This is a genomic window from Microlunatus sagamiharensis (genome assembly GCF_900105785.1).
Classification (GTDB): Bacteria; Actinomycetota; Actinomycetes; order Propionibacteriales; family Propionibacteriaceae; genus Microlunatus; species Microlunatus sagamiharensis.
In genome coordinates this window covers 214,855-235,437 of sequence record NZ_LT629799.1, presented here as the reverse complement: position 1 = coordinate 235,437, position 20,583 = coordinate 214,855, and the positions used below count along the sequence as shown (strand labels likewise).

Sequence of the window (20,583 nt, the reverse complement as noted above, 5' to 3'; positions counted from 1 at the left end):
TCCGCCGGCGTCTCGCGGCGTGCTGGAACGGGCCCTGGGGCCCGGGAGGGCTAGAGGCCCTTGACGATCTCCCGCATCAGCCGTGCGGTCTCGCTCGGCGTCTTGCCGACCTTCACGCCGGCGGCCTCGAGGGCCTCCTGCTTGCCGGCCGCGGTGCCGGCGCCGCCGGACACGATCGCCCCGGCGTGGCCCATGGTCTTGCCCTCGGGCGCGGTGAAGCCGGCGACGTAGCCGACGACCGGCTTGGTGACGTTGGCGAGGATGAACTCGGCCGCGCGCTCCTCGGCGTCGCCGCCGATCTCGCCGATCATGACGATCGCGTCGGTGTCGGGGTCGGCCTGGAAGGCGGCGAGCGCGTCGATGTGCGTCGTCCCGATGACCGGGTCGCCGCCGATGCCGACGGCGGAGGAGAAGCCGATGTCGCGCAGCTCGTACATCATCTGGTAGGTCAGCGTGCCCGACTTGCTGACCAGGCCGATCCGCCCGGGCGGCGTGATGTCGGCCGGGATGATGCCGGCGTTGGACTGCCCGGGCGAGATGAGCCCGGGGCAGTTCGGGCCGATGAGGCGGGTCTTGGAGCCCTGCGACAGCGCGAAGAACTCGGCGCTGTCCTTGACCGGGACGCCCTCGGTGATGACGACGGCCAGGGGGATCTCGGCCTCGATGGCCTCGACCACCGCGCCCTTGGTGAACTTCGCCGGGACGAAGATCACGGTGACGTCCGCGCCCGTGGCCTCGATGGCCTCGCCGACCGAGCCGAAGACCGGGACCGACCTGTCGTCGAAGTCGACGCTCTGGCCGCCCTTGCCCGGCGTGACGCCGCCGACGATGTTGGTGCCGGAGGCGAGCATGCGCGCGGTGTGCTTGCGCCCCTCCGAGCCGGTCATGCCCTGGACGATGACCTTGCTGTCCTTGGTGAGGAAGATCGACATCTGTTCGTGTGCTCCTGTGTTCGTCTCGTCCGGGGCTCAGGCGGCCGGCTGGGCTGCGAGCTCGGCGGCCCGGGCGGCGGCGCCGTCCATCGTGTCGACCTGCTCGAGGCCGGGCAGGCCGGCGTCGGTGAGGATCCGCCGGCCGAGCTCGGCGTTGTTGCCGTCGAGGCGGACGACGACCGGCTTGGTCACCGGCTCGCCGCGGCCCTCGAGCAGCGAGAAGGCCTGCACGATGCCGTTGGCCACCGCGTCGCAGGCGGTGATGCCGCCGAAGACGTTGACGAAGACGCTCTTCACCTGGGTGTCGCCGAGGATGATCTCGAGGCCGTTGGCCATGACCTCGGCGCTCGCGCCGCCGCCGATGTCGAGGAAGTTCGCGGGCTTCGGCGTGCCGGGCAGCCCCTCGCCGGCGTACGCGACGACGTCCAGCGTGCTCATCACGAGACCCGCGCCGTTGCCGATGATGCCCACGGAGCCGTCGAGCTTGACGTAGTTGAGGCCCTTGGCCTTGGCCGCCGCCTCCAGCGGGTCCTCCGCGGAGGTGTCGGAGAGCGAGGCGTGGTCGGCGTGGCGGAAGGCCGCGTTCTCGTCGAGGGAGACCTTGCCGTCGAGGGCGACGATGTCGCCGGAGCCGGTGAGGATCAGCGGGTTCACCTCGACCAGGGTGGCGTCCTCGGCCTCGTAGACCTTGCCGAGCTGCTGCAGCACCGCGGCGACCTTGGGCGCGACCTCCGCGTCGAAGCCGGCCTCGCGCACGATCTCGTCGGCCTTCGCCGCGTCGATGCCGACCTGCGGGTCGACGGCCACGCGGGCCAGCGCGTCGGGGCGCTCGACGGCGAGCTGCTCGATCTCCATGCCGCCCTCCTTGGACGCCATGGCGAGGTAGCGGCGGTTGGCCCGGTCGAGCAGCAGGGAGAAGTAGTACTCCTCGCCGATGTCGGCGCCCTCGGTGACCATGACGGTCTCGACGGTCAGGCCCTTGATGTCCATGCCCAGGATCTCGGCGGCGCGCTCGCCGGCCTCCTCCGGGCTCTTCGCGAGCTTGACGCCGCCCGCCTTGCCTCGACCGCCCGTCTTCACCTGCGCCTTGACGACCACGACGGGGGTGCCGAGCTGGCGCGCCGCCTCGACCGCCTGCTCGGGGGTCGTGGCGGTGATGCCGCGCAGCACCGGGACCCCGTGGGCCTCGAAGATGTCGCGCGCCTGGTACTCGAACAGGTCCATCCGTGATCCTCCTGAGGCGTCCGGCGGCGTGCGCCGCACACCCTCTCTGCTGGGTCGTGGTCGGTGGACGAGCCTAGTCCGTGGCGACCGGGCGGTCGTACGGGCCGTCGACCGCGGGAACCAGGGCTAGCCGGCCTCGCGCTCGGGCACGTGCTCGCGCACCCACTCCACGATCGACGCCATCGTCGCGCCCGGCCCGAAGACCCCCGCGACCCCGCGCTCGAGGAGCTGGGCCCGGTCGGCCTCGGGGATGATGCCGCCGCCGAAGACCACGATGTCGGAGGCGTCCTCCGCCGCCAGCAGGTCGATGACCCGGGTGAAGAGGGTGAGGTGGGCACCCGACAGGACCGACAGCCCGATCGCGTCGGCGTCCTCGGCCAGCGCGGTGGCGACGATCTGCTCCGGGGTCTGGTGCAGGCCGGTGTAGATGACCTCCATGCCCGCGTCGCGCAGCGCGCGGGCGACCACCTTGGCCCCCCGGTCGTGCCCGTCCAGGCCGGGCTTGGCCACGACGACGCGGCGCGGCACGGCCGTCGCGCGACCCGCCTCGCCCGGTCCCGGAACCATGCCGTCCACCCTAGTGAGCACCCCTGCGCACGGCGGCGCCGGTAGGTTGGGGCGGTGGTCGTCGCGCGGGACGGTGCGCCGTCGTGGCGCTCGCGGGCCGTGCCGCCGAGGGCCCTGGCCGCGGTGCCGGGGCTCGCCCGCGAGGCCGGCTGGATCGCCGCCCACCTGGCCCGCTACCCGTTGGGCGCGCTGCCCGGGTCGGCCGCCCGGACGCTGCGCCGGCGGGGCGACGCCGCCGGTCCCGGCCAGCGCGGGCTGGTGAACCTCGACCCGCGCGCCGCGACGACACCGATCCTGCTGGTGCACGGGATCGTGGACAACCACTCGGTCTTCGCCCGCCTCGACCGGCTGCTGCGGGCCCGCGGCTTCGCGACCGTCGCCGCCCACGACTACGGGCTGCTGACCAGCGACGTCGCCCGCGCGTCCGCCGCGCTCGGCGAGGTGGTCCACCGCCTGGTCCGCGAGACCGGCCACGAGCGCGTGCAGGTGGTGGGGCACAGCCTCGGCGGCCTGCTCGCCCGCTGGTTCGTGCAGAAGCAGGGCGGCGACGAGGTCGTCGACACCCTGGTGACGCTCGGCACTCCGCACGGCGGCACGGAGCTGGCCCGCCTCGCCCCGCTCGTCCCGGTGCTGCCGATGGCCCGCCAGCTCGCCCCGGGCAGCGCGGTCGTCCGGGCGCTCGCGGAGCCCGCGCCCGGCTGCCGCACGCGCTTCGTGGCGTACGCAAGCGACATCGACCACCTGGTCGTGCCGGCGCGCCGGGCCCGGCTGGAGCACCCCGACCTCGACGCCACCAACGTCGACGTCCACGGGGTCGGGCACCTCTCCATGCCGCACCACCGCGCGCTGGCGCACGAGATCGCCGACCTGCTCTCGCGCTCCCGGCAGGAGCGGGCGGACACCCGCACCGAATCGGCGGCGGACCGTGCGCGAGGACCCTCCGGCACGTAGAATTTCAGGTGCCGGAAGAAGGTGCGCCCGAGGGGCGCACCGCCCCTGCCGGCAGGGCGCCGGCCGCACCGGCGACGCCACGAGACCCAGGAGCCCCGTGTCCTCCACCGCCGTCCTGCACCGCGCGCCCGCGCGGTCTGCGAGCGAGCAGCGCACGCTGGTGACGAACACGATCCTGGCCCTGCTCATCGCCGTGGCCGGGCTCGTCGCCGCCGGGTCGTCGCCCCTCGCCGTCCGGGCCGACGCGGGCACCGCCCGCCCTGCCCAGGCCCAGCCGCAGGCCGCGGCGCCCGACTACGCCACCGTCGCCCGGCGCAGCGCCGACCTCCAGGCGGCCCTGCTCGCCGAGGTCGCCGCGCAGCGTGGCGACGCGCTGGCCCGCGACGCGCAGAAGGTGGCCCGCGCGTCCCTCAGCGACGCCGGCACCGCGCGCCAGCAGCAGCTCACCAGCGCCCAGGCCGCCGTCCAGGCGGAGGCCGCGAAGATCGCGCAGCAGCGGCTGGAGGCGGCCGTGGCCGCCCGGCAGGCCGCGGTCGACGCCGGCCTGGTCACGGGGGCGACCCCCGACCCCACGGTCGACCCGACCCTGTCCGGCTCCGCCCTGCAGCCCGTGACCGGCACGTCCGGCTCGCTGCCGGTCGGCACCCGCGGCACGCTCCCGATTAGCACCGGGGTCGTCGGCGCCAAGTTCGGCGCGGTCGGCTCCTGGGCGACCTACCATACAGGCCTGGACTTCCGGGCCGCGTACGGGACCCCGATCCACTCCGTGCTCGCGGGCGTCGTCGTCTACGCCGGCAACTCCGGCGACTGGGCCGGCAACCACGTGGCCGTGCGTCACGCGGACGGGCGCACCACGATGTACTCGCACATGTCGCGCATGGGTGTCTCGACCGGCGACACCGTGCAGACCGGCCAGGTGATCGGCTACGTCGGGCAGACCGGCCGGGCGTTCGGCGCGCACCTGCACTTCGAGCTCTACCCGCAGGGCGTCCGCTTCGGCGACGTCTACAAGGCCGTCGACCCCACCCCGTTCCTCCGCAGCGTCGGCGTCACCACCCGCTGACCCTCGCCGCGGCTCCACGAGGCTGCCGCGGACGGCGCCCCTCAGGGACGGCACAGCCTGCGCACAGGTCGTGATCCGCACGAATCTAGGTCGCAGGCGGAGGGATAGTACCACTTTCAACAGTGGTACTGAGAAGTTTTGCCTCTCGTTACGGTTCCGTTATGGTTCTGGAGCGCCCGTTGCCGCACCCCCCTGGTGGCGACGGGCCTTACTCCGTCCGCGAACCCCCCACGAGCCGCGGCGGGAGACCGTCATGTACGACGGTCACGCCCGCTGCACGAGGTGATCAGTGCCGAGTACGTCCCCGACGCAGCGCCACCAGGCCCGACGCGCGCTCATCGACGACGTCCGCGTCAACCGGCGCGGCTGGCTGCAGCACGGCGTCGCCGCGCTCGCCGTGTCCGCCGTCGGCCTCGGTGTCGCCGGGTCCCTGGCGCTGACCGGGGGCACGCCGGACGCCGGCGCCGCCGCCCGCACGCAGGCCGCGACCGCCGCCGCCGTCGAGGGGGGTGCGGCCCGCGACGGCGCCGCCGCCCAGACCAGCCGCAGCAGCGCCCGCACCGCGCTCGACCCGGCGAAGGTCAAGAGCCTCGCCGACCAGCGGGCCGAGGAGCTGGCCAAGACCGACGACAAAATCACCGCCGCGGCGGCCGGCAAGCAGGTCGACCAGCGTGAGCAGGAACTCGCCGAGACCTCCGACGCCGCCCAGGAGCAGGCCAAGAAGATCGCCTCGGGTCAGAAGAGCGACGACCCCGCCCCCGCCGACAAGCCCGCCGCCACGACCGGCGACGGCGACGCGAACGGCAAGAGCTGCCTGCCGGCCGCCCACTACCGCGTCGCGGCCACCTTCGGCCAGGTCGGCAGCTGGGCGCGCTACCACACCGGCTTCGACTTCTCGGCGCCGATCGGCACGACGCTGCGCGCGCCGTCCTCGGGCGTCGTGACCAACGCGGGCCGTGGTCCGGCCAGCGGCTGGGCCGGCAACTACGTGGCGATCAAGTACCCGGACGGGACCCAGAGCCTGATGGCCCACATGTCCACGGTGTCCGTGCAGGTCGGTCAGAGCGTGAGCGGCTGCCAGACCGTGGGCGCGGTCGGGATGACCGGCCGGACGTTCGGCCCGCACGTGCACTTCGAGATCTACCCGGCCGGCATCACCCCGGGCGACGTCTACCGCGCGGTCAACCCGCTGGGCTGGCTGAAGGCGCACGGGCTCAACCCGTAGGTCTCCCCCGTCGGGCGGGAACAACCCGGGCCCGCCGCCGGTTGATGCTCTCGTCGGCCGGATCATGACCCCGGGCCTCACCCTTCGCCGCCACGAGCGGCCACTCGCCGAGAGGCGTCTGACGGTCGGCACCACGCCCCGTCCCTCCACGAGGGGCGGGGCGTCCCGTTCTCGTCCGTCCAGGCCCGACCGAGGGTCGTGTCCGGACCCGGTCGCGGCTAGAGCTTCTCGAGCGGCGCGAACTTCAGCGCGAGGCGCTTGACCCCGCTGGAGCCGAAGTCGACGTCGGCCTTCACGTCGTCGCCGCTGCCGGAGGTGCTCAGCACCTTGCCCATACCGAAGGTCGCGTGCAGCACCCGGTCGCCCGCGTCGACCACCGGCACCACCCGCACCTTGGGCTTGGGCGAGGCGTAGCCGGTCCGGTCGCGCCACGCGCCGTCGTCGCGGCGCGAGGCCGTGGCCGACGTGTTGCGCCAGCTCGTCACCGCGCGCTCCGTACGCCGCCAGTGCACGAGGTGAGCGGGGATCTCGTCGAGGAAGCGGCTCGGCGGGTTGTGCTGGGGGCTCCCCCACGCCGCCCGCACGATCGCGCGCGAGACGTAGAGCCGCTTGCGGGCGCGGGTGATGCCGACGTAGGCGAGCCGGCGCTCCTCGGCCTGCTCGGAGGCGTCCTGCAGCGCCCGCTGGTGCGGGAACACGCCCTCCTCCAGCCCGGTGAGGAAGACCTGGTCGAACTCCAGGCCCTTGGCCGTGTGCAGGGTCATGAGGGTGACGACGCCCTGCCCGCGGCCGGCCTCGTCGGAGGGGATCTGGTCGCTGTCCGCGACGAGGGCCACGCGCTCGAGGAACGCGCCCAGCGACGCGTCGGGCTCGGCCGCGCCGGCGGCGAGGTCGGCCTCGGGGTCGAGCTCCGCGCTGGCCTGGGCCGGAGGCTGGTCGCCCTCGCCCTCGCCCGCAGGGGCACCGGGGAGACCCGCGAGCTCTGCCGCCTCGAGCGCCTCGAGCTCGTCGAGCTCGCCCGCCGCCAGGGCGGCGACGCCGTCGACGAACTCGCGCGCGACGTTGACCAGCTCGACGAGGTTCTCCAGGCGGCTCTGGTCCTGCGGGTCGGACGAGTCCTGGAGCGAGGCGAGCAGGCCGGAGTGCTCGAGCACGCTGGTCAGCACGGCGTCGGCCGCCGCGCCCTCGGTGACCATCGCCTCGTGCTGGTCGAGGAACGCGGCGAAGGTGCGGATCTGGTTGGCCGAGCGCGTCGCGAGCCCCGGGATGTCGTCCACCCGGCGCAGGGCCTCGCCGAAGCTGATCCGCTCCCGCGCCGCCAGCTCCGACACCGCGCCCTCCGCCCGGTCGCCGATGCCCCGCTTGGGCACGTTGAGGATGCGGCGCACCGAGACGTCGTCGCTGCGGTTGCTCACCGCACGGAGGTACGCGATCGCGTCGCGCACCTCGCGGCGCTCGTAGAAGCGCGTGCCGCCGACGACCTTGTAGGCCAGGCCCAAGCGGATGAACACCTCCTCGAACGTCCGCGACTGGGCGTTGGTGCGGTAGAAGACCGCCGCGTCGCCGAGGCGGGCCTCGCCCGCGTCGCGCAGCCGCGCGACCTCGCCGGCGACGAACTGCGCCTCGTCGTGCTCGGTGTCGGCGACGTAGCCCTCGATGAGCGCGCCGTCGCCGGCGTCGGACCACAGGTTCTTGGGCTTGCGGCCGGAGTTGAGCCGGATCACGGCGTTGGCCGCCGAGAGGATGGTCTGCGTCGAGCGGTAGTTCTGCTCGAGCATGATCACCCGGGCGCCGGGGAAGTCGGTCTCGAAGTCGTTGATGTTGCGGATCGTCGCGCCGCGGAAGGCGTAGATCGACTGGTCGGAGTCGCCGACGACCATCAGCTCGGGGGCCTCGATCGCCATCCCGTCGGCGCCGCCCGCGTCGGTGTCAGACTCGGCAGGGTCGTCCTCGCCGCACAGCTCGCGCACGAGGACGTACTGCGCGTGGTTGGTGTCCTGGTACTCGTCGACGAGCACGTGACGGAACCGACGCCGCAGCGTCTCCCGCAGGTCCGGGAACGCCTGGATCAGGTGCACCGTCGTCATGATCAGGTCGTCGAAGTCGAGCGCGTTCGCCGCGGTGAGGCGGCGCTGGTACTCCGCGTACGCGCTCGCGTTGATGATGTCCTGCGGCGTCTCCGCCCGGCTCGTGGCGGTCTCGTGGTCGACCAGCTCGTTCTTGTTGTTGGAGACCCAGCTCATGATCGCCCGGACCGGGAACTGCTTGGAGTCCAGGTCGAGGTCGTTGGCCACCAGCTGCATCAGCCGCTTGCTGTCGGCGTCGTCGTAGATCGAGAAGGACCGCGACAGCCCGAAGCGCGAGATCTCCGAGCGCAAGATCCGGACGCACGCGGAGTGGAAGGTCGAGACCCACATCAGCTTGGCGCGGTTGCCGACCAGGTCCATGACCCGCCCGCGCATCTCGGCGGCCGCCTTGTTGGTGAACGTGATGGCCAGGACCGACGCCGGGTGGGCGTGCCGCTCCCCCACCAGGTAGGCGATGCGGCGGGTCAGCACCCGCGTCTTGCCCGACCCGGCACCGGCGACGACGAGGACGGGACCGCCCTCGTGCAGCACGGCCTCGCGCTGGGGCGGGTTGAGCCCCCGGAGCAGCTCGTCCGCCGCCCTCCGGTGACGTCGCGCCGCGTCCTCGCCGCCGCCGGCGAAGGCCTGCGCCCCCTTCTTGACGAGGGCGGACCGGACGGCGGAGGGAGTGCTCATGAGGGTTCCACCCTAGACGTGAGGACCGACGGAACCCGCGTGCTGCGTACCCTGAACCCCATGCGGTTCAGACGTCCCACGGTCGGTTCCGTGGTGCGTCGCGCGGCCCTCGCCGTGGCCGCCGTGCAGGGCGCCACGATGCTCACGCTCGTCGCCGTGGACCAGTACCGCAAGCGCGGCCGCCCGCCCGTCCACTTCCCCCGGGTGCCGCCACGCTCCATCACCTCGGGCGGCTCGGAGGTGACGGTCTACACCTACGGCGAGGACCTCTACCGCGACATGCTCGACGCCATCTCCCAGGCGCGCTCGCGGGTCTTCTTCGAGACGTTCATCTGGAAGGGCGACGCCATCGGGCAGGCGTTCAAGGACGCGCTCGTCGCGGCCGCCGACCGCGGCGTGAAGGTCTACGTGACCTACGACCACTTCGCCAACCTCGTGGTCCGGCCCAGCTTCTACCGGCTGCCCCGCAACGTCGCCGTGCGCCGGCACCCGCTCATCGCCTCGCCGTTCCGGCCGCTGCGCAACAGCGGCCGCGACCACCGCAAGATCCTCGTCGTCGACGACGCGGTCGGCTTCGTCGGCGGCTACAACATCGGCAGCCTCTACGCCACCGACTGGCGCGACACCCACGCGAGGCTGACCGGCGACGCGGTCTGGGACCTGCAGAACGCCTTCACCGACTACTGGAACCTGTACGCCTCCGCGCGCCGCGCCTCGCTGCCCGACCTCGGCGGCCACAGCTGGCACGCCGACCTGCGCGTGCACCGCAACATCCCGCGCAACCTCGTCTACCCCATCCGGGCGATGTACCTGGAGGCGATCGACCGAGCCTCGCACCACATCTACCTGACCCACGCCTACCTGATCCCCGACGCCGACATGCTCCGCGCCCTCATCCGCGCGGCGCGGCGCGGGGTCGACGTGCGGATCATCATCCCGGCCGAGTCCAACCACGTCGTCGCCGACTGGGTCTCGCGCGGCTTCTACGGCGTGCTGCTGCGCGGCGGCGTCCGGCTCTTCCTCTACCAGAACGCCATGGTCCACGCGAAGACCGCGACCGTCGACGGGCAGTGGTCCACGATCGGCACGGCCAACCTCGACCGGCTGAGCCTGCACGGCAACTACGAGATCAACGCCGAGATCTACAACGAGGCGGTGGCGCGGCAGATGGAGACGATCTTCGAGGTCGACTCCAGCAACACCGTCGAGCTCACCTGGGAGCGCTGGCGCGCCCGCCACCCGCTCGCGAAGGTGAGCGAGGCGGTGCTGTCCCCGTTCCGGCCCCTCCTCTAGAGGGTCGGGCCGCTCCGGTCGGCTCGCTCGGACCTGCCCTTCCTCCTCGCTCCGGACGACGGGGGCTCCGGCCCCTGCCGGACCTTGGCGTCGTCGTCCTCGCTCGTCGTCCAGGGCAGGCCGCTCCCCGACCTGCGCTCCGGCCCGACCCTCAGGTCCGCCGCCTGCCCCTCGAGCTGGGCGGCCAGGTGGCCGTTCTCTTCCTCGGTCCTTCCGCTCCGCGAGACGCGTTCCCAGTGATTGAGACGCCGGCTCGGCAGATGCCCTTCCTCTGGCTTAGGGTCGTCCGCATTCCCTAGTAGTCCACTAGGTGCTGCCGAGCGGAAGCCTCCCATGCGCAAGCTGATCGTCCTGGCCGTCGTCGGCCTCCTCGCCCAGCTCGTCGACGGCAGCCTCGGCATGGGGTACGGCGTCACGTCCTCGACCCTGCTCGTCCTGGCCGGGCTCACGCCCGCGGCCGCGTCGGCCTCGGTGCACTTCTCCGAGCTCGGGACCAACCTGGCCTCGGGCGTCTCGCACTGGCGGCTGAAGAACGTCGACTGGCGCGTGGTCGGGCGGATCGCCGGGCCGGGCGCGGTCGGGGCGTTCCTCGGCGCCACCGTGCTGTCGAGCCTCTCGACCGAGGCCGCGGCGCCGGTCATGGCCGCCATCCTCGCCGCGCTCGGGGCGTACATCCTGGTGCGGTTCGTGCTGGGCATCCGCCCGCGGATCGCCGGGCGCCCGGGCATGAAGCTGCTCGCGCCGCTCGGGCTGGTCGCCGGGTTCGTCGACGCCACCGGGGGCGGCGGCTGGGGGCCGGTCGCCACGCCGGCGCTGCTCACCGACGGCCGGCTGCAGCCGCGCAAGGTCATCGGGTCGGTCGACACCTCCGAGTTCGCGGTCAGCGCCGCCGCCAGCCTCGGCTTCCTCTTCGGCCTCGGCGCCGCGGGCATCAACTGGTACTTCGCGCTGGCCCTGCTCGCCGGGGGCCTCGTGGCGGCGCCGCTCGCCGCGCACCTGGTGCGGGTCGCCCCGACCCACCTGCTCGGTGTGGCTGTCGGCGGGATGATCCTGCTGAGCAACGGCCGCACCCTGCTCAAGAGCGCCGACGTCGCGACCCCGGGCCGCTTCGCCGTCTACGCCGTGGTCCTGCTGCTCACCCTCGCCGGCCTCTACGTCGCCGCGCAGCGCCACCGCCGGGCGAAGGCCGCCGCCCAGCAGGAGGAGAGCACGCGGACCGAGGTCCCGGCCGCCGTCTGAGGCGTCCGGCCGTCCCCGGAGGAACGCCTCAGCTCCAGGCGGCGGGGTCCGCGGTCAGGTCGCCGACCAGCGAGGGCATGTCCTTGCGGGCCACGTGGGCCAGCGAGACGCCCTCGAGGATCTGGCGCTCGGAGGCGCGCAGCGCGATCCAGACCTGCTGCAGCGACTCGGCGGCGCCGGTGTACTCGAGGTTCTCCGGGCGGCTGCCCCGCACGTTGGCGAGCTCGCCGTCGAGGGCGCGGATCACGTCGGCGATGCTGATGGCGTCGGCCGGACGCGCCAGCCGGTAGCCGCCCTCCGGACCGCGCTGGCTGCGCAGCAGGCCGCCGCGGCGCAGCTCGCCCAGGATGCTCTCGAGGTACTTGTTCGGGATGTGCTGGGCGGCTGAGAGCTGGTCGACCGTGCGCGGCGCCTCGGCCGCGGCCAGCTCGCTCATGGCGCGCAGCGCGTAGTCCACCCGGGCGGAGAGCCTCACCGGCCGTCCACCTCCGCCCCCGCCAGCACCAGCACGGGCCCCATCCTCTCCTGCGCGGTCAACCCGGGGACCACCCCACGACCCACCCCACTGATCAGCCCGGGCATCACCCCACGACTCACCACAGCACCGCGACCGCGGCCTCGGCGAGGGCGAGGACCGTGATCAGGACCAGGAGCCCCCGCGGGATGGAGAAGAAGCGGCGGTTGAGCACCGCCAGCACCGTGAGCACGACCCCGACGACGGTCTTGACGACCATGGCCCCGGTCGAGACGTCGAGGTCGGCCGCGCCCGCCAGCACCCAGAGCGCCACCCCGGTGACGAGGGAGGCCCAGGCGCCGTGCAGCATCGCGGCGTTGACCTCGGGCTCGGGGGTCCGCAGCTGCACGAGCGAGCCGCCGAGGAGCGCGGCGAAGGCCACGAGGTGCAGCAGCACCAGCAGGTGCTGCGCCACGTCCATGGGCGGGACCCTACGGGAAAGACCGGCTCGACCCTGGCTGCGACATGGACCCACCCCTGAGCATCCCGTACCGGAGGCGTCGGGACCGCTAGCGTTGGTCCGTCAACCGGCGCCGGGCTGCACACCCCCCGACGCCACTTCCCCAGGAGGCACCCATGCTCGGACTCATCATCAGTCTCATCGTCATCGGACTCATCGCCGGTGCGCTGGCTCGGCTCATCGTCCCCGGCAAGCAGTCCATGTCGATCCCGATGACCATCCTGCTCGGCATCATCGGCTCGTTCGTCGGTGGCTTCATCGGCTACCTGATCTTCCACAGCGGCAACGGCTTCTTCCAGCCCGCCGGCATCATCGGCTCGATCATCGGCGCGATCATCGTGCTGCTCATCTACACCCGCGTCCGCGCCCGGGGCGCCCGCGCCTGACGCTCCACGCACGAACGCAGAACCCCGGTGGTCCTCGGACCACCGGGGTTCCGTGCGTCCGGGGGCCTCGAGCCCCCGGGCGCACGACCCGTGCGAGGCTCAGACCAGGCGGCGGTCGGTGGCCCAGCGGGTGAGCTGGTGGCGGTTCGAGAGCTGCAGCTTGCGCAGCACGCTGCTGACGTGGGTCTCGACGGTCTTGATCGAGATGAACAGCTCCTTGGCCACCTCCTTGTACGCGTAGCCGCGCGCGATCAGCCGCATCACCTCGCGCTCGCGCGCCGAGAGCCGGTCGAGGTCCTCGTCGACCGCGGCCACGTCGATCGCGCCGGAGAAGGCGTCGAGCACGAAGCCGGCCAGCCGCGGGGAGAAGACCGCGTCGCCCTCGGCCACGCGGCGCACCGCGTCCACCAGCTCGGGGCCGCTGATCGACTTGGTCACGTAGCCCCGGGCCCCGCCGCGGATGACCCCGATGACGTCCTCCGCCGCGTCGGAGACCGACAGGGCGAGGAAGCGCTGCTCGGGCTCGCGCTCGTGGACGCGGCGCAGCACCTCGACCCCGCCGCCACCGGGCAGGTGCACGTCGAGCAGGACGACGTCGGGACGCTGCTCGAGCACGACGCGCACGGCACGCTCGACGTCCTCGGCCTCGCCGACGACGGCCAGGGAGCGGCCGATCTCGGCCTTGACGCCCGTACGGAACATGGCGTGGTCGTCGACGACGACCACGCGCAGCGGGCGCTGGGTCCCGTCGGCCGGCCCGGGGCGCTGGGCCGCGCTCCCCCCGCCCAGTCCGCTCGGCTCCGGGCTCGTCGTCATCGGGTGACCTCCAGTCGTACCTCGGTGCCGTCCCCGGGCTGGGAACGGACGCTCGCCCGGCCACCGTGCCGGGCCATGCGGTTCAGGATGCTGCCACGCACGCCGTGCCGGTCGTCGGCGACGGCGTCGAGGTCGAAGCCCGCCCCCCGGTCGCGGACGAAGACCTCGACGAGGGTCTCGGTGACCTCCGCGTAGACGTCGATCTTGTCGGCGCCGGAGTGCTTGGCGGCGTTGACCATGGCCTCGCGCGCGGCCCTCACGAGCGCCTGCACGGCGTCGGAGGTGTCGCAGTCGCCGACGACCACGAGCTCGACGGGCACGCCGCGCTCGTCCTCCACCTCGGCGGCCGCCGCAGTGAGGGCGGCCTTCAGGCTGGCCTCGGGCACGTCGTCGGCGTAGAGCCAGCCGCGCAGCTCGCGCTCCTGGCGCCGCGCCAGCTGGGCCACCGCCCGGGGGTCCTCGGACTGCTTCTGGATCATCGCGAGGGTCTGCAGGACCGAGTCGTGCAGGTGCGCGGCCATGTCGGCGCGGGCGTCGGCGCGGACCTTCTCGGCCCGGGCCTCGTTGAGGGCGGCGCGCGAGCGGTGCAGCCAGGGCGCGATGACCACCGCGATGCCGGCCAGCGCGAGCAGGGTCATGGCCAGGACCTGCGGCAGCTGGGCGAGCTGGTTGTACTGGGCGACGACGAGGCCGAACGACGCGCCGACCAGGCCGAGGCCGACGATCACCCGGACGAGGGCGGGCCAGCCGCCGCGGGCGACCAGCGGGGCGAGCCAGACCCGGCCGCCGGCTTCGGCCCGCCAGCGCTGCTGGGCCGACGAGTCGGCCTGGCGCCAGACGAGCGCGGCGCCGACGCAGGCGAAGGCGACGGGCCAGAAGAGGCGCTGCGACACCCCCAGGCCGCTGGTCTGCACCAGCCAGAGCATCCCGGTGCCGAGCGCGGCGAGCGCGAGGACCGCGCCCCAGTCCACCGAACGACGCCGCGGTCGACCGCCCGTCCGCATCCCGGTGCGGGTCGCGGCCTCGAGGCCGGGGGCGTCGACCGTGCTGGCCGCGGGCATCAGCAGCCACAGCGCGCCGTACGCGAGGACGCCGAACAGCTGGGCGATGGCCAGGCCGACGAACACGATCCGCACGACGAGGACCGGCCAGCCGAAGTACTGCGCGAGCCCGGTGCACACGCCCCCGAGGACGGCGCCCTCGCTCACCCGGACCGCGCGACGCCGGGGCGGGCCGGCGCGGTCGACGGGTCCGCCCGCGCCCGGCGCGGTCGCCGGCGGGAGGGCGGGCAGGCCCGCCCGGACCGGCTCGCCGCCCCGCGGACCGACGGGTGCCCCAGGAGGGGTCACCCCGGGCGCGCGACCGGGCTCGAGAGTCGTCATGACCTCTCCAGGGTCCCACCCGTCCGGTCACGCAGCCAGCAGGGACGTCCCCGAGCGGCCCCGGAGAGTGGTCCGCGGCACCCGCCCCGGGTGCGTCCCTGCGGGACGGACGGGGGTCGTCCCCGATGCCCCTCGCGCCGCCGACTCGGCACGATGGACCCATGTCATCCACCTGGGGCTTCCAGCGCTCGGCCTCCGACGCCAAGCTGGCCGGCGTCTGCGGCGGCGTCGCCGCCCGCTGGGGCGTCGACCCCGTCCTGGTCCGCGTCGGCGCGGTCCTCCTCGCGCTCACCGGCGGGATCGGTGTCGTGCTCTACCTCGCGGGCTGGCTGCTCCTCCAGGTCGAGGGCACGGGCCGCGCGGCGGTGGACGACCTGTTCGGCGGTGCCGCCGCCCGCTGGCCCCGCGAGCTGTGGGTCACCCTCGTGGTGGTGGCCTCGATCCTCGCCTTCGCCACCTTCGGCGCGGTCAGCCCCTTCGGCGTCGCCCCGGCCCTCGCGCTCGCGGCCGTGTGGTGGTTCGGCTTCCACCGTCCCCGAGCCCGCCGCGCCCGTCAGGACGCCGCCCGGTCGGCGTCCTCCACCGGCCCTGCGGGTCCGGGCGCCCCCTACCCCGTCGCCCCGCCGCCGCTGCCCTTCACCGGTCCCCCCACCCCGTTCACCCAGGCCGCCACCGCGTGGCAGGCCCGCGTGACCCAGGTCCGGCAGGGGGCCTGGACCCCCGGCCCCGGTCAGGCGCCGCCGGACGACAGCACCTGGAACCCCATCCCCGCCGCGCCGCCCACCGCCTCCACACCGGTGCACGTCTCGGCCCCGCTGCCCGGCCCGGTGCCGACCTCCGCGCAGCCCGACCCCGAGGAGCTCGCCCGCGCGGCCTTCCTCGCCCAGCCCGACCCGGTCGGCCTCTACGCCGAGCCCGAGCCGGCCCCGCTCGTGCGTCCCGGCACCACCCTCGCCGCCCGCCGGCTCCGGCTCGCGACCGTGACCGCCCTCGGGCTCACCTGGCTGGGGCTCGGCGTCGCCGACGCCCTCGGCGTGGCCGTCGGCCCGGCGGTGTACGCCGCCTCCGGCCTGCTCGTCGTGGCGCTCGGCCTGGTGGCCGCGACGCGCCTCGGCCGGGCCCGGGGCCTCCTGCCGATCGGCGTGCTGCTCGCCCTCGCGGCCGTGATCACCTCCGGGCTGCTCGGCCCGACGCTCGCCGAGCCCGCCCGGGAGGCGAGCCGCCTCATCGACCACCCGGTCGCGTACACCTCGGTCGCCGACTTCCCGGCGACCGGCGACCGGCTCGACGTCGGCGACCTCGACGTCGACCTGACCGGCCTGACCCTCACCGGCGACGCGACCTACACCGCCGTGGTCGACACCGGACGCGTCGTGGTCCGCACCCCGCCGGGCGTCGGCGTCGTCCTCGACTACGCCGTCGACACCGGCAGCGTCGACGCCTACGGCGGGCGGGTGGCCGACGGGACGCCCGGCGACGGGCGCCGGGTGCTCGTCCCGACGGCGACCGGTCAACGCACCCTCACGCTCGACCTCACCGTCGACACCGGCGCGATCGAGGTGCGCGCGTGAAGCGCTTCGACGTCGTCGCCCTGATCGCCGGGGTCTGCTTCGCCTGCCTGGCGCTCGCCGTCCTGTCCGACGCCCTCCTCGCCCCGCTCAGCTGGGCGGTCGTCAAGGTCGTCGCCCCCCTCGTGCTCGTCGCGGTCGGCGTCGTCGGCCTCGCTCTGTCCCGCCGTTCCTAGGAGAGGAAACCTCATGAGCCAGTACCACCCGGGCCCCGGCACCTCCGGGCCCAAGCAGCTGCGCCGCAGCCGCACCGACCGCTACCTCGGCGGGGTCTGCGGGGGCGTCGCCGCGTACCTGAACATGGACGCCACGCTCGTGCGGATCCTCACCGTGGTCGCGACGGTCTTCACCGGGGTGCCGGTGGTCCTCTACCTCGTGGCCCTGTTCCTCATGCCCGAGGAGGACGTCGCCCCGACGGCGCCGTACGGACGCGTCGAGCAGGCGGGCGACCCGGTCTGGGGCCCGGCCGGCCCGCCGTGGGCCCAGGACCGCACCACCACGACCGCAGCCCCGTCCGACCCGCCCCGTCGCGAGGGCGACACCTTCTGACCGACCCGTCCTCCTCGCCTCCCCGTCCCGCCGAGCGGTAGGTTGCGGCGCCTTTCTCGTCCGGAAGGGCGCGGCAAGCTACCGCTCGGCGGTCTGAGGGGTGGGGCGACCTCGGGGGCGCGGGTGGCTCAGCGGGCCTGCTCGGCGAAGAACTCCGCGCCGGGGATCGCGTCGAGCAGGTCGCGGGTGTACGCGGTCTGAGGGGCCGCGTACACCGCGTCCACGGAACCCTCCTCCACGACCTTCCCGCCCTGCATGACGAGCACGTCGTCGGCGAGCTGGCGCACCACGGCGAGGTCGTGGGTGATGAAGAGGTAGGTCAGCCCGAGCCGGTCCTGCAGGTCGGCGAGCAGGTCGAGGGTCTGCTCCTGCACCAGCACGTCGAGCGCCGACACCGCCTCGTCGCAGACCACCAGCCGGGGCTCCAGGGCCAGGGCGCGCGCGATCGCGACGCGCTGGCGCTGACCGCCGGACAGCTCGTTGGGCCGGCGCTGGGCCAGCGAACCCGGCAGCGCGACCTGGTCGAGGAGCTCGGCCACCCGCATACGCCGGGAGGCGCGGTCACCGACCCGCGCGACCCGCAGCGGCTCGTCGACGATGTGCTCGATCGAGTACGTCGGGTCGAGCGAGGCGTACGGGTCCTGGAAGACCGGCTGCATCGCGCGCCGCATCGCCCGGCGGCGGGCGCCACGGGCCGTCTCGACGACCTCGCCCTCGATGCGCACCTCGCCGGCGGTCGGGGCGACCAGCCCGAGCACCAGCTGCGAGAGCGTCGTCTTGCCCGAGCCGGACTCCCCGACCACCGCCGTCGTGCGGCCGCGGCCCACGCTGAACGAGACGTCGTCGACGGCCACGACCTCCTGGCCGCGCTGGCCCCGCAGCCGGTAGCGCTTCGTCAGGCCGACCGCCTCGAGGAGGACGTCCGAGGGCTTGTCGCCCTCCGCCGCCGGGACCTCGGGGCCGTCGGTCCGGGCGCTCACCCGGGCCCGGGCGCTCGACACCGAGGGTGCGGCCTCCACGAGGCGACGGGTGTACGGGTGCTGGGGCCGGCGCAGGATGTCGGCCGTCGGGCCGGCCTCGACGATCTCGCCCTTGGACATCACCACGACGGTGTCGGCGCGGTCCGCGGCGAGGCCGAGGTCGTGGGTGATCAGCATCAGCGAGGTGCCGCGCGCGGCGCGCAGCGACTCCAGGTGGTCGAGGATCTGGCGCTGCACGGTGACGTCGAGCGCCGACGTGGGCTCGTCGGCCACCAGCAGCTCCGGCGCGCAGGCCAGCCCGATGGCGATGAGCACGCGCTGGCGCATGCCGCCGGAGAACTCGTGCGGGTACTGCTTGGCGCGACGACCGGCGTCGGGGATGCCGGCCTCCTCCATCAGCTCGACGGCCCGCCGGGTGGCGTCCCGGCCGGTGGCCACCCCGTGCGCGACCAGGGTCTCGCTGATCTGGCGGCCGACGCGGAGCACCGGGTTGAGGTTCGACATGGGGTCCTGCGGGACGAGGCCGACCTCGCGCCCGCGCAGCCGCAGCAGCCGGTCGCGCGAGGCCCGGGTGATGTCCTCGCCCTGGAACGAGATCGATCCGCCGGTGACCTGGCCCGAGCCGGGCAGCAGGCCCAGCAGCGCGGCGGCCGTCGTCGACTTGCCCGAGCCCGACTCCCCCACGACGGCCACGCGCTCGCCGCGGGCTATCGAGAACGAGATCCCGTGCAGGACGGTCTTCAGGCTGCCCTCGGTGCGGTAGGCGACCTCGAGGTCGCGGACCTCGAGGACGGGGGTGCCGTCCTCCGGCTCCGGCGCGGTGCGCGGCCCGGGGGTCGTCGCGGTGCTCATCGGCCCACCGCGTAGCCCTGCTCGCCCCGGGGGTTCGCGGCGGCCGAGAGCGCCCCGCTGCCCGGGTCCCGCGTCACCGAGGACAACCGGCCGAGCGTCCAGCCGCCGACCACGCTCACCGCGTGTCCACGGGCGGCGAGCCCGTCGAGCACTTCGGCCGGCAGGCGGTCCTCGGCGACGACCCCGCGGGGCGTCCAGGTCCGCGGCCAGAAGGAGCCGGCCATGGCCGTCGTGTGCAGGGTCGGCGCGTCGATCGCCTGCTGCGGGGTCCAGCCGCCGACGAGCACGCGGAGCAGGTACGACAGCTGCCACTGGTCCTGCTGGTCGCCGCCGGGCGTGCCGAGCGCGGAGACCCCGACGCCGTCGCGCAGCAGCAGGGTCGGGCTCAGCGTCGTCCGCGGGCGGCGCCCGGGACGCAGCGCGGACGGCGACGCCTCGTCGAGCCAGGTCATCTGCAGGCGGCTGCCCAGGCAGAAGCCGAGCTCGGGGACGTGCGGCGACGACTGCAGCCAGCCGCCGCTGGGGGTGACCGAGACGAGGTTGCCCCACCGGTCGACGACGTCGACGTGGCAGGTGTCGCCCTTCGTCTCGCCGGCGGTGGAGACGGTCGGCTCACCCACCCCCTCCGCGGCCGGGTCGGGCGACTCCTCGCGCAGCGGGGCGAGGTAGGGCTCGCGGCCCGGGACCTCGCCGGGCTGCGGCCCGTCCGAGGCCCGCTCCCCGACGAGGGCACGGCGCTGCGTCGCGTACGCCTCGGAGAGCAGCAGCTCCATCGGCACCCCCGGCTCGTCGCCGTCGGGGTCCGGGTCGCCATACCAGGCGTCGCGGTCGGCGAGCGCGAGCTTGAGCGCCTCCACGAGGTGGTGGGCGCCGAGCTCGGTCTGCGGGTCGAGCTCGTCGTCGTCGAAGCCCTCCAGGACCTTCAGCGCCTGCAGCAGCACCGGGCCCGAGCCCCACGGGCCGGTCTTGGCCACGGTCCAGCCGCGGAACGTCGCCGTCGTCGCCGGCTCCCAGCGCGCCCGGCTGGCCGCGAAGTCGGCGGGGGTGATCACGCCCGCGTGGTCGCGGCCGTCGGAGTGGCGGTGCGGGGTGGCGAGCAGCGCGCACGCGGCCCGGGGTACGACCCCGGTCGCCCAGGACTCGCGCGCGGCGTCGATGCGCTCCTCACGGCTCGACGCGCCAGCGCCGGCCTCCAGCAGCCCGCGCAGGACGGCCGCGTACGCCGGGTTGGTCATGGTGCCGGTGCGCGGGCGGCCGTCGACGAGCCAGAAGTCGGCCGAGGTCGTCCAGTGCCGCTCGAAGAGCTCGCGCACCGAGCCCACCGTCGCGCCGACGCGATCGACCAGCGGGTAGCCGTGCTCGGCGTAGTCGAGGACGTACGCCCACACGTCGGCGAGCTCGAGCGTGCCGTGGTCGCGCAGCATCAGCAGCCACGCGTCGACCGCGGCCGGCACGGCGGCGGCGAGCCCTCCGGCGCCGGGCACCAGGTCCAGACCCTCGCCGCGGTAGTGCGCGATGCTCGCCCCGGCCGGGGCCGGTCCCTGGCCGACGAGGACCTCGGCCGACCCGGCACCGGCGACGGCGACGAGGCCGCAAAGGTCGCCGCCCGGGCCGTTGAGGTGGGGCTCGACCAGGTGCAGGACGAAGCCGGCGGCCACCGCGGCGTCGAAGGCGTTGCCGCCGCGCTCGAGCACGGCCTGGCCGCAGGAGCTGGCCAGCCAGTGCGTGGTGGCGCACATGCCGAACGACCCGCGCAGGTCGGGCCGGGTGAGCGGGGCGGGAGGGTTCGGGAACACGGAGCTCGATTCGGTCATGGGTCC

19 protein-coding genes are annotated in these 20,583 nt (G+C 74.3%); 9 read left to right on the top strand and 10 right to left on the bottom strand.

Going from position 1 to position 20,583, the window contains the following annotated elements; all coding sequences use genetic code 11:
* Positions 1-50: 50 nt before the first annotated feature.
* From sucD to BLU42_RS01045, 3 genes are all read right to left on the bottom strand, one after another.
* Positions 51-932 carry a succinate--CoA ligase subunit alpha gene (gene sucD / locus BLU42_RS01055; RefSeq protein WP_091072498.1) on the bottom strand — a complete coding sequence of 294 codons (882 nt, stop codon included), beginning with the start codon at positions 930-932 and terminating at the stop codon, positions 51-53.
* 36 nt (positions 933-968) lie between these two features.
* Positions 969-2,156, bottom strand: coding sequence for an ADP-forming succinate--CoA ligase subunit beta (gene sucC / locus BLU42_RS01050; RefSeq protein WP_091072496.1), 1,188 nt, complete (start codon positions 2,154-2,156; stop codon positions 969-971).
* A 126-nt stretch (positions 2,157-2,282) separates the two neighbouring features.
* Positions 2,283-2,723: a cobalamin B12-binding domain-containing protein gene (locus BLU42_RS01045; protein ID WP_091072494.1), complete on the bottom strand. Its 441-nt coding sequence runs from the start codon at positions 2,721-2,723 to the stop codon at positions 2,283-2,285.
* A gap of 54 nt (positions 2,724-2,777) precedes the next feature.
* On the opposite strand from BLU42_RS01045, the gene BLU42_RS01040 reads away from it, so the two are divergent.
* The 3 genes from BLU42_RS01040 (at position 2,778) to BLU42_RS01030 (ending at position 5,962) form a co-directional block, all read left to right on the top strand.
* Entirely contained in the window at positions 2,778-3,674 is an 897-nt protein-coding gene (locus tag BLU42_RS01040) for an esterase/lipase family protein (RefSeq protein ID WP_091072490.1), read from the top strand.
* Positions 3,675-3,771: 97 nt separating this feature from the next.
* Positions 3,772-4,737, top strand: a complete 966-nt coding sequence (locus tag BLU42_RS01035) for a M23 family metallopeptidase (RefSeq protein ID WP_091072486.1) — start codon at positions 3,772-3,774, stop codon at positions 4,735-4,737.
* A gap of 289 nt (positions 4,738-5,026) precedes the next feature.
* Entirely contained in the window at positions 5,027-5,962 is a 936-nt protein-coding gene (locus tag BLU42_RS01030) for a M23 family metallopeptidase (RefSeq protein WP_091072483.1), read from the top strand.
* A 218-nt stretch (positions 5,963-6,180) separates the two neighbouring features.
* On the opposite strand, the gene BLU42_RS01025 is transcribed toward BLU42_RS01030, so the two are convergent.
* Positions 6,181-8,724 (bottom strand): UvrD-helicase domain-containing protein, encoded by a 2,544-nt coding sequence (locus BLU42_RS01025; protein WP_091072477.1) that lies wholly within the window; start codon positions 8,722-8,724, stop codon positions 6,181-6,183.
* Positions 8,725-8,784: 60 nt separating this feature from the next.
* On the opposite strand from BLU42_RS01025, the gene BLU42_RS01020 reads away from it, so the two are divergent.
* Positions 8,785-10,017, top strand: coding sequence for a phospholipase D-like domain-containing protein (locus BLU42_RS01020; RefSeq protein ID WP_091079004.1), 1,233 nt, complete (start codon positions 8,785-8,787; stop codon positions 10,015-10,017).
* A 333-nt stretch (positions 10,018-10,350) separates the two neighbouring features.
* Entirely contained in the window at positions 10,351-11,256 is a 906-nt protein-coding gene (locus BLU42_RS01015) for a sulfite exporter TauE/SafE family protein (RefSeq protein ID WP_091072474.1), read from the top strand.
* A gap of 28 nt (positions 11,257-11,284) precedes the next feature.
* Here the strand turns inward: BLU42_RS01015 and BLU42_RS01010 are convergent, their stop codons facing one another.
* Together BLU42_RS01010 and BLU42_RS01005 are read right to left on the bottom strand one after the other, a co-directional pair.
* Positions 11,285-11,731, bottom strand: coding sequence for an RrF2 family transcriptional regulator (locus tag BLU42_RS01010; RefSeq protein ID WP_091072471.1), 447 nt, complete (start codon positions 11,729-11,731; stop codon positions 11,285-11,287).
* A 118-nt stretch (positions 11,732-11,849) separates the two neighbouring features.
* Positions 11,850-12,191 (bottom strand): hypothetical protein, encoded by a 342-nt coding sequence (locus BLU42_RS01005; protein ID WP_091072467.1) that lies wholly within the window; start codon positions 12,189-12,191, stop codon positions 11,850-11,852.
* A gap of 155 nt (positions 12,192-12,346) precedes the next feature.
* Between BLU42_RS01005 and BLU42_RS01000 the strand changes: the two genes are divergently transcribed.
* Positions 12,347-12,616, top strand: coding sequence for a GlsB/YeaQ/YmgE family stress response membrane protein (locus BLU42_RS01000; protein WP_091072463.1), 270 nt, complete (start codon positions 12,347-12,349; stop codon positions 12,614-12,616).
* A gap of 99 nt (positions 12,617-12,715) precedes the next feature.
* On the opposite strand, the gene BLU42_RS00995 is transcribed toward BLU42_RS01000, so the two are convergent.
* The gene (locus BLU42_RS00995; protein ID WP_091072459.1) at positions 12,716-13,432 is read right to left on the bottom strand and encodes a response regulator; all 717 of its coding nucleotides are present in this window, start codon (positions 13,430-13,432) and stop codon (positions 12,716-12,718) included.
* The gene (locus BLU42_RS00990; RefSeq protein ID WP_091072455.1) at positions 13,429-14,814 is read right to left on the bottom strand and encodes a PspC domain-containing protein; all 1,386 of its coding nucleotides are present in this window, start codon (positions 14,812-14,814) and stop codon (positions 13,429-13,431) included. Before BLU42_RS00990 ends, BLU42_RS00995 begins: the two co-directional genes overlap by 4 nt.
* 161 nt (positions 14,815-14,975) lie before the next feature.
* On the opposite strand from BLU42_RS00990, the gene BLU42_RS00985 reads away from it, so the two are divergent.
* The 3 genes from BLU42_RS00985 to BLU42_RS00980 are packed head-to-tail and all read left to right on the top strand — an operon-like array spanning position 14,976 to position 16,931.
* Positions 14,976-16,385, top strand: a complete 1,410-nt coding sequence (locus BLU42_RS00985) for a PspC domain-containing protein (protein WP_172825723.1) — start codon at positions 14,976-14,978, stop codon at positions 16,383-16,385.
* Positions 16,382-16,558, top strand: a complete 177-nt coding sequence (locus BLU42_RS20420) for a hypothetical protein (protein WP_157719708.1) — start codon at positions 16,382-16,384, stop codon at positions 16,556-16,558. The genes BLU42_RS00985 and BLU42_RS20420 overlap by 4 nt, the downstream gene beginning before the upstream one ends.
* 13 nt (positions 16,559-16,571) lie before the next feature.
* Positions 16,572-16,931 (top strand): PspC domain-containing protein, encoded by a 360-nt coding sequence (locus BLU42_RS00980; RefSeq protein ID WP_091072448.1) that lies wholly within the window; start codon positions 16,572-16,574, stop codon positions 16,929-16,931.
* Between the two features lie 128 nt (positions 16,932-17,059).
* Here the strand turns inward: BLU42_RS00980 and BLU42_RS00975 are convergent, their stop codons facing one another.
* Positions 17,060-18,763: a dipeptide ABC transporter ATP-binding protein gene (locus tag BLU42_RS00975; protein ID WP_091072445.1), complete on the bottom strand. Its 1,704-nt coding sequence runs from the start codon at positions 18,761-18,763 to the stop codon at positions 17,060-17,062.
* Positions 18,760-20,577 carry a gamma-glutamyltransferase family protein gene (locus BLU42_RS00970; protein WP_091072443.1) on the bottom strand — a complete coding sequence of 606 codons (1,818 nt, stop codon included), beginning with the start codon at positions 20,575-20,577 and terminating at the stop codon, positions 18,760-18,762. The genes BLU42_RS00975 and BLU42_RS00970 overlap by 4 nt, the downstream gene beginning before the upstream one ends.
* Between the last annotated feature and the right edge of the window lie 6 nt (positions 20,578-20,583).

Coding starts and splice junctions, on each gene's coding strand:
- sucD (WP_091072498.1), bottom strand. CDS start 932: ATGTCGATCTTCCTCACCAAGGACAGCAAGGTCATCGTCCAGGGCATG.
- sucC (WP_091072496.1), bottom strand. CDS start 2,156: ATGGACCTGTTCGAGTACCAGGCGCGCGACATCTTCGAGGCCCACGGG.
- BLU42_RS01045 (WP_091072494.1), bottom strand. CDS start 2,723: ATGGTTCCGGGACCGGGCGAGGCGGGTCGCGCGACGGCCGTGCCGCGC.
- BLU42_RS01025 (WP_091072477.1), bottom strand. CDS start 8,724: ATGAGCACTCCCTCCGCCGTCCGGTCCGCCCTCGTCAAGAAGGGGGCG.
- BLU42_RS01020 (WP_091079004.1), top strand. CDS start 8,785: ATGCGGTTCAGACGTCCCACGGTCGGTTCCGTGGTGCGTCGCGCGGCC.
- BLU42_RS01015 (WP_091072474.1), top strand. CDS start 10,351: ATGCGCAAGCTGATCGTCCTGGCCGTCGTCGGCCTCCTCGCCCAGCTC.
- BLU42_RS01005 (WP_091072467.1), bottom strand. CDS start 12,191: ATGGACGTGGCGCAGCACCTGCTGGTGCTGCTGCACCTCGTGGCCTTC.
- BLU42_RS01000 (WP_091072463.1), top strand. CDS start 12,347: ATGCTCGGACTCATCATCAGTCTCATCGTCATCGGACTCATCGCCGGT.
- BLU42_RS00995 (WP_091072459.1), bottom strand. CDS start 13,432: ATGACGACGAGCCCGGAGCCGAGCGGACTGGGCGGGGGGAGCGCGGCC.
- BLU42_RS00990 (WP_091072455.1), bottom strand. CDS start 14,814: ATGACGACTCTCGAGCCCGGTCGCGCGCCCGGGGTGACCCCTCCTGGG.
- BLU42_RS00985 (WP_172825723.1), top strand. CDS start 14,976: ATGTCATCCACCTGGGGCTTCCAGCGCTCGGCCTCCGACGCCAAGCTG.
- BLU42_RS00980 (WP_091072448.1), top strand. CDS start 16,572: ATGAGCCAGTACCACCCGGGCCCCGGCACCTCCGGGCCCAAGCAGCTG.
- BLU42_RS00975 (WP_091072445.1), bottom strand. CDS start 18,763: ATGAGCACCGCGACGACCCCCGGGCCGCGCACCGCGCCGGAGCCGGAG.
- BLU42_RS00970 (WP_091072443.1), bottom strand. CDS start 20,577: ATGACCGAATCGAGCTCCGTGTTCCCGAACCCTCCCGCCCCGCTCACC.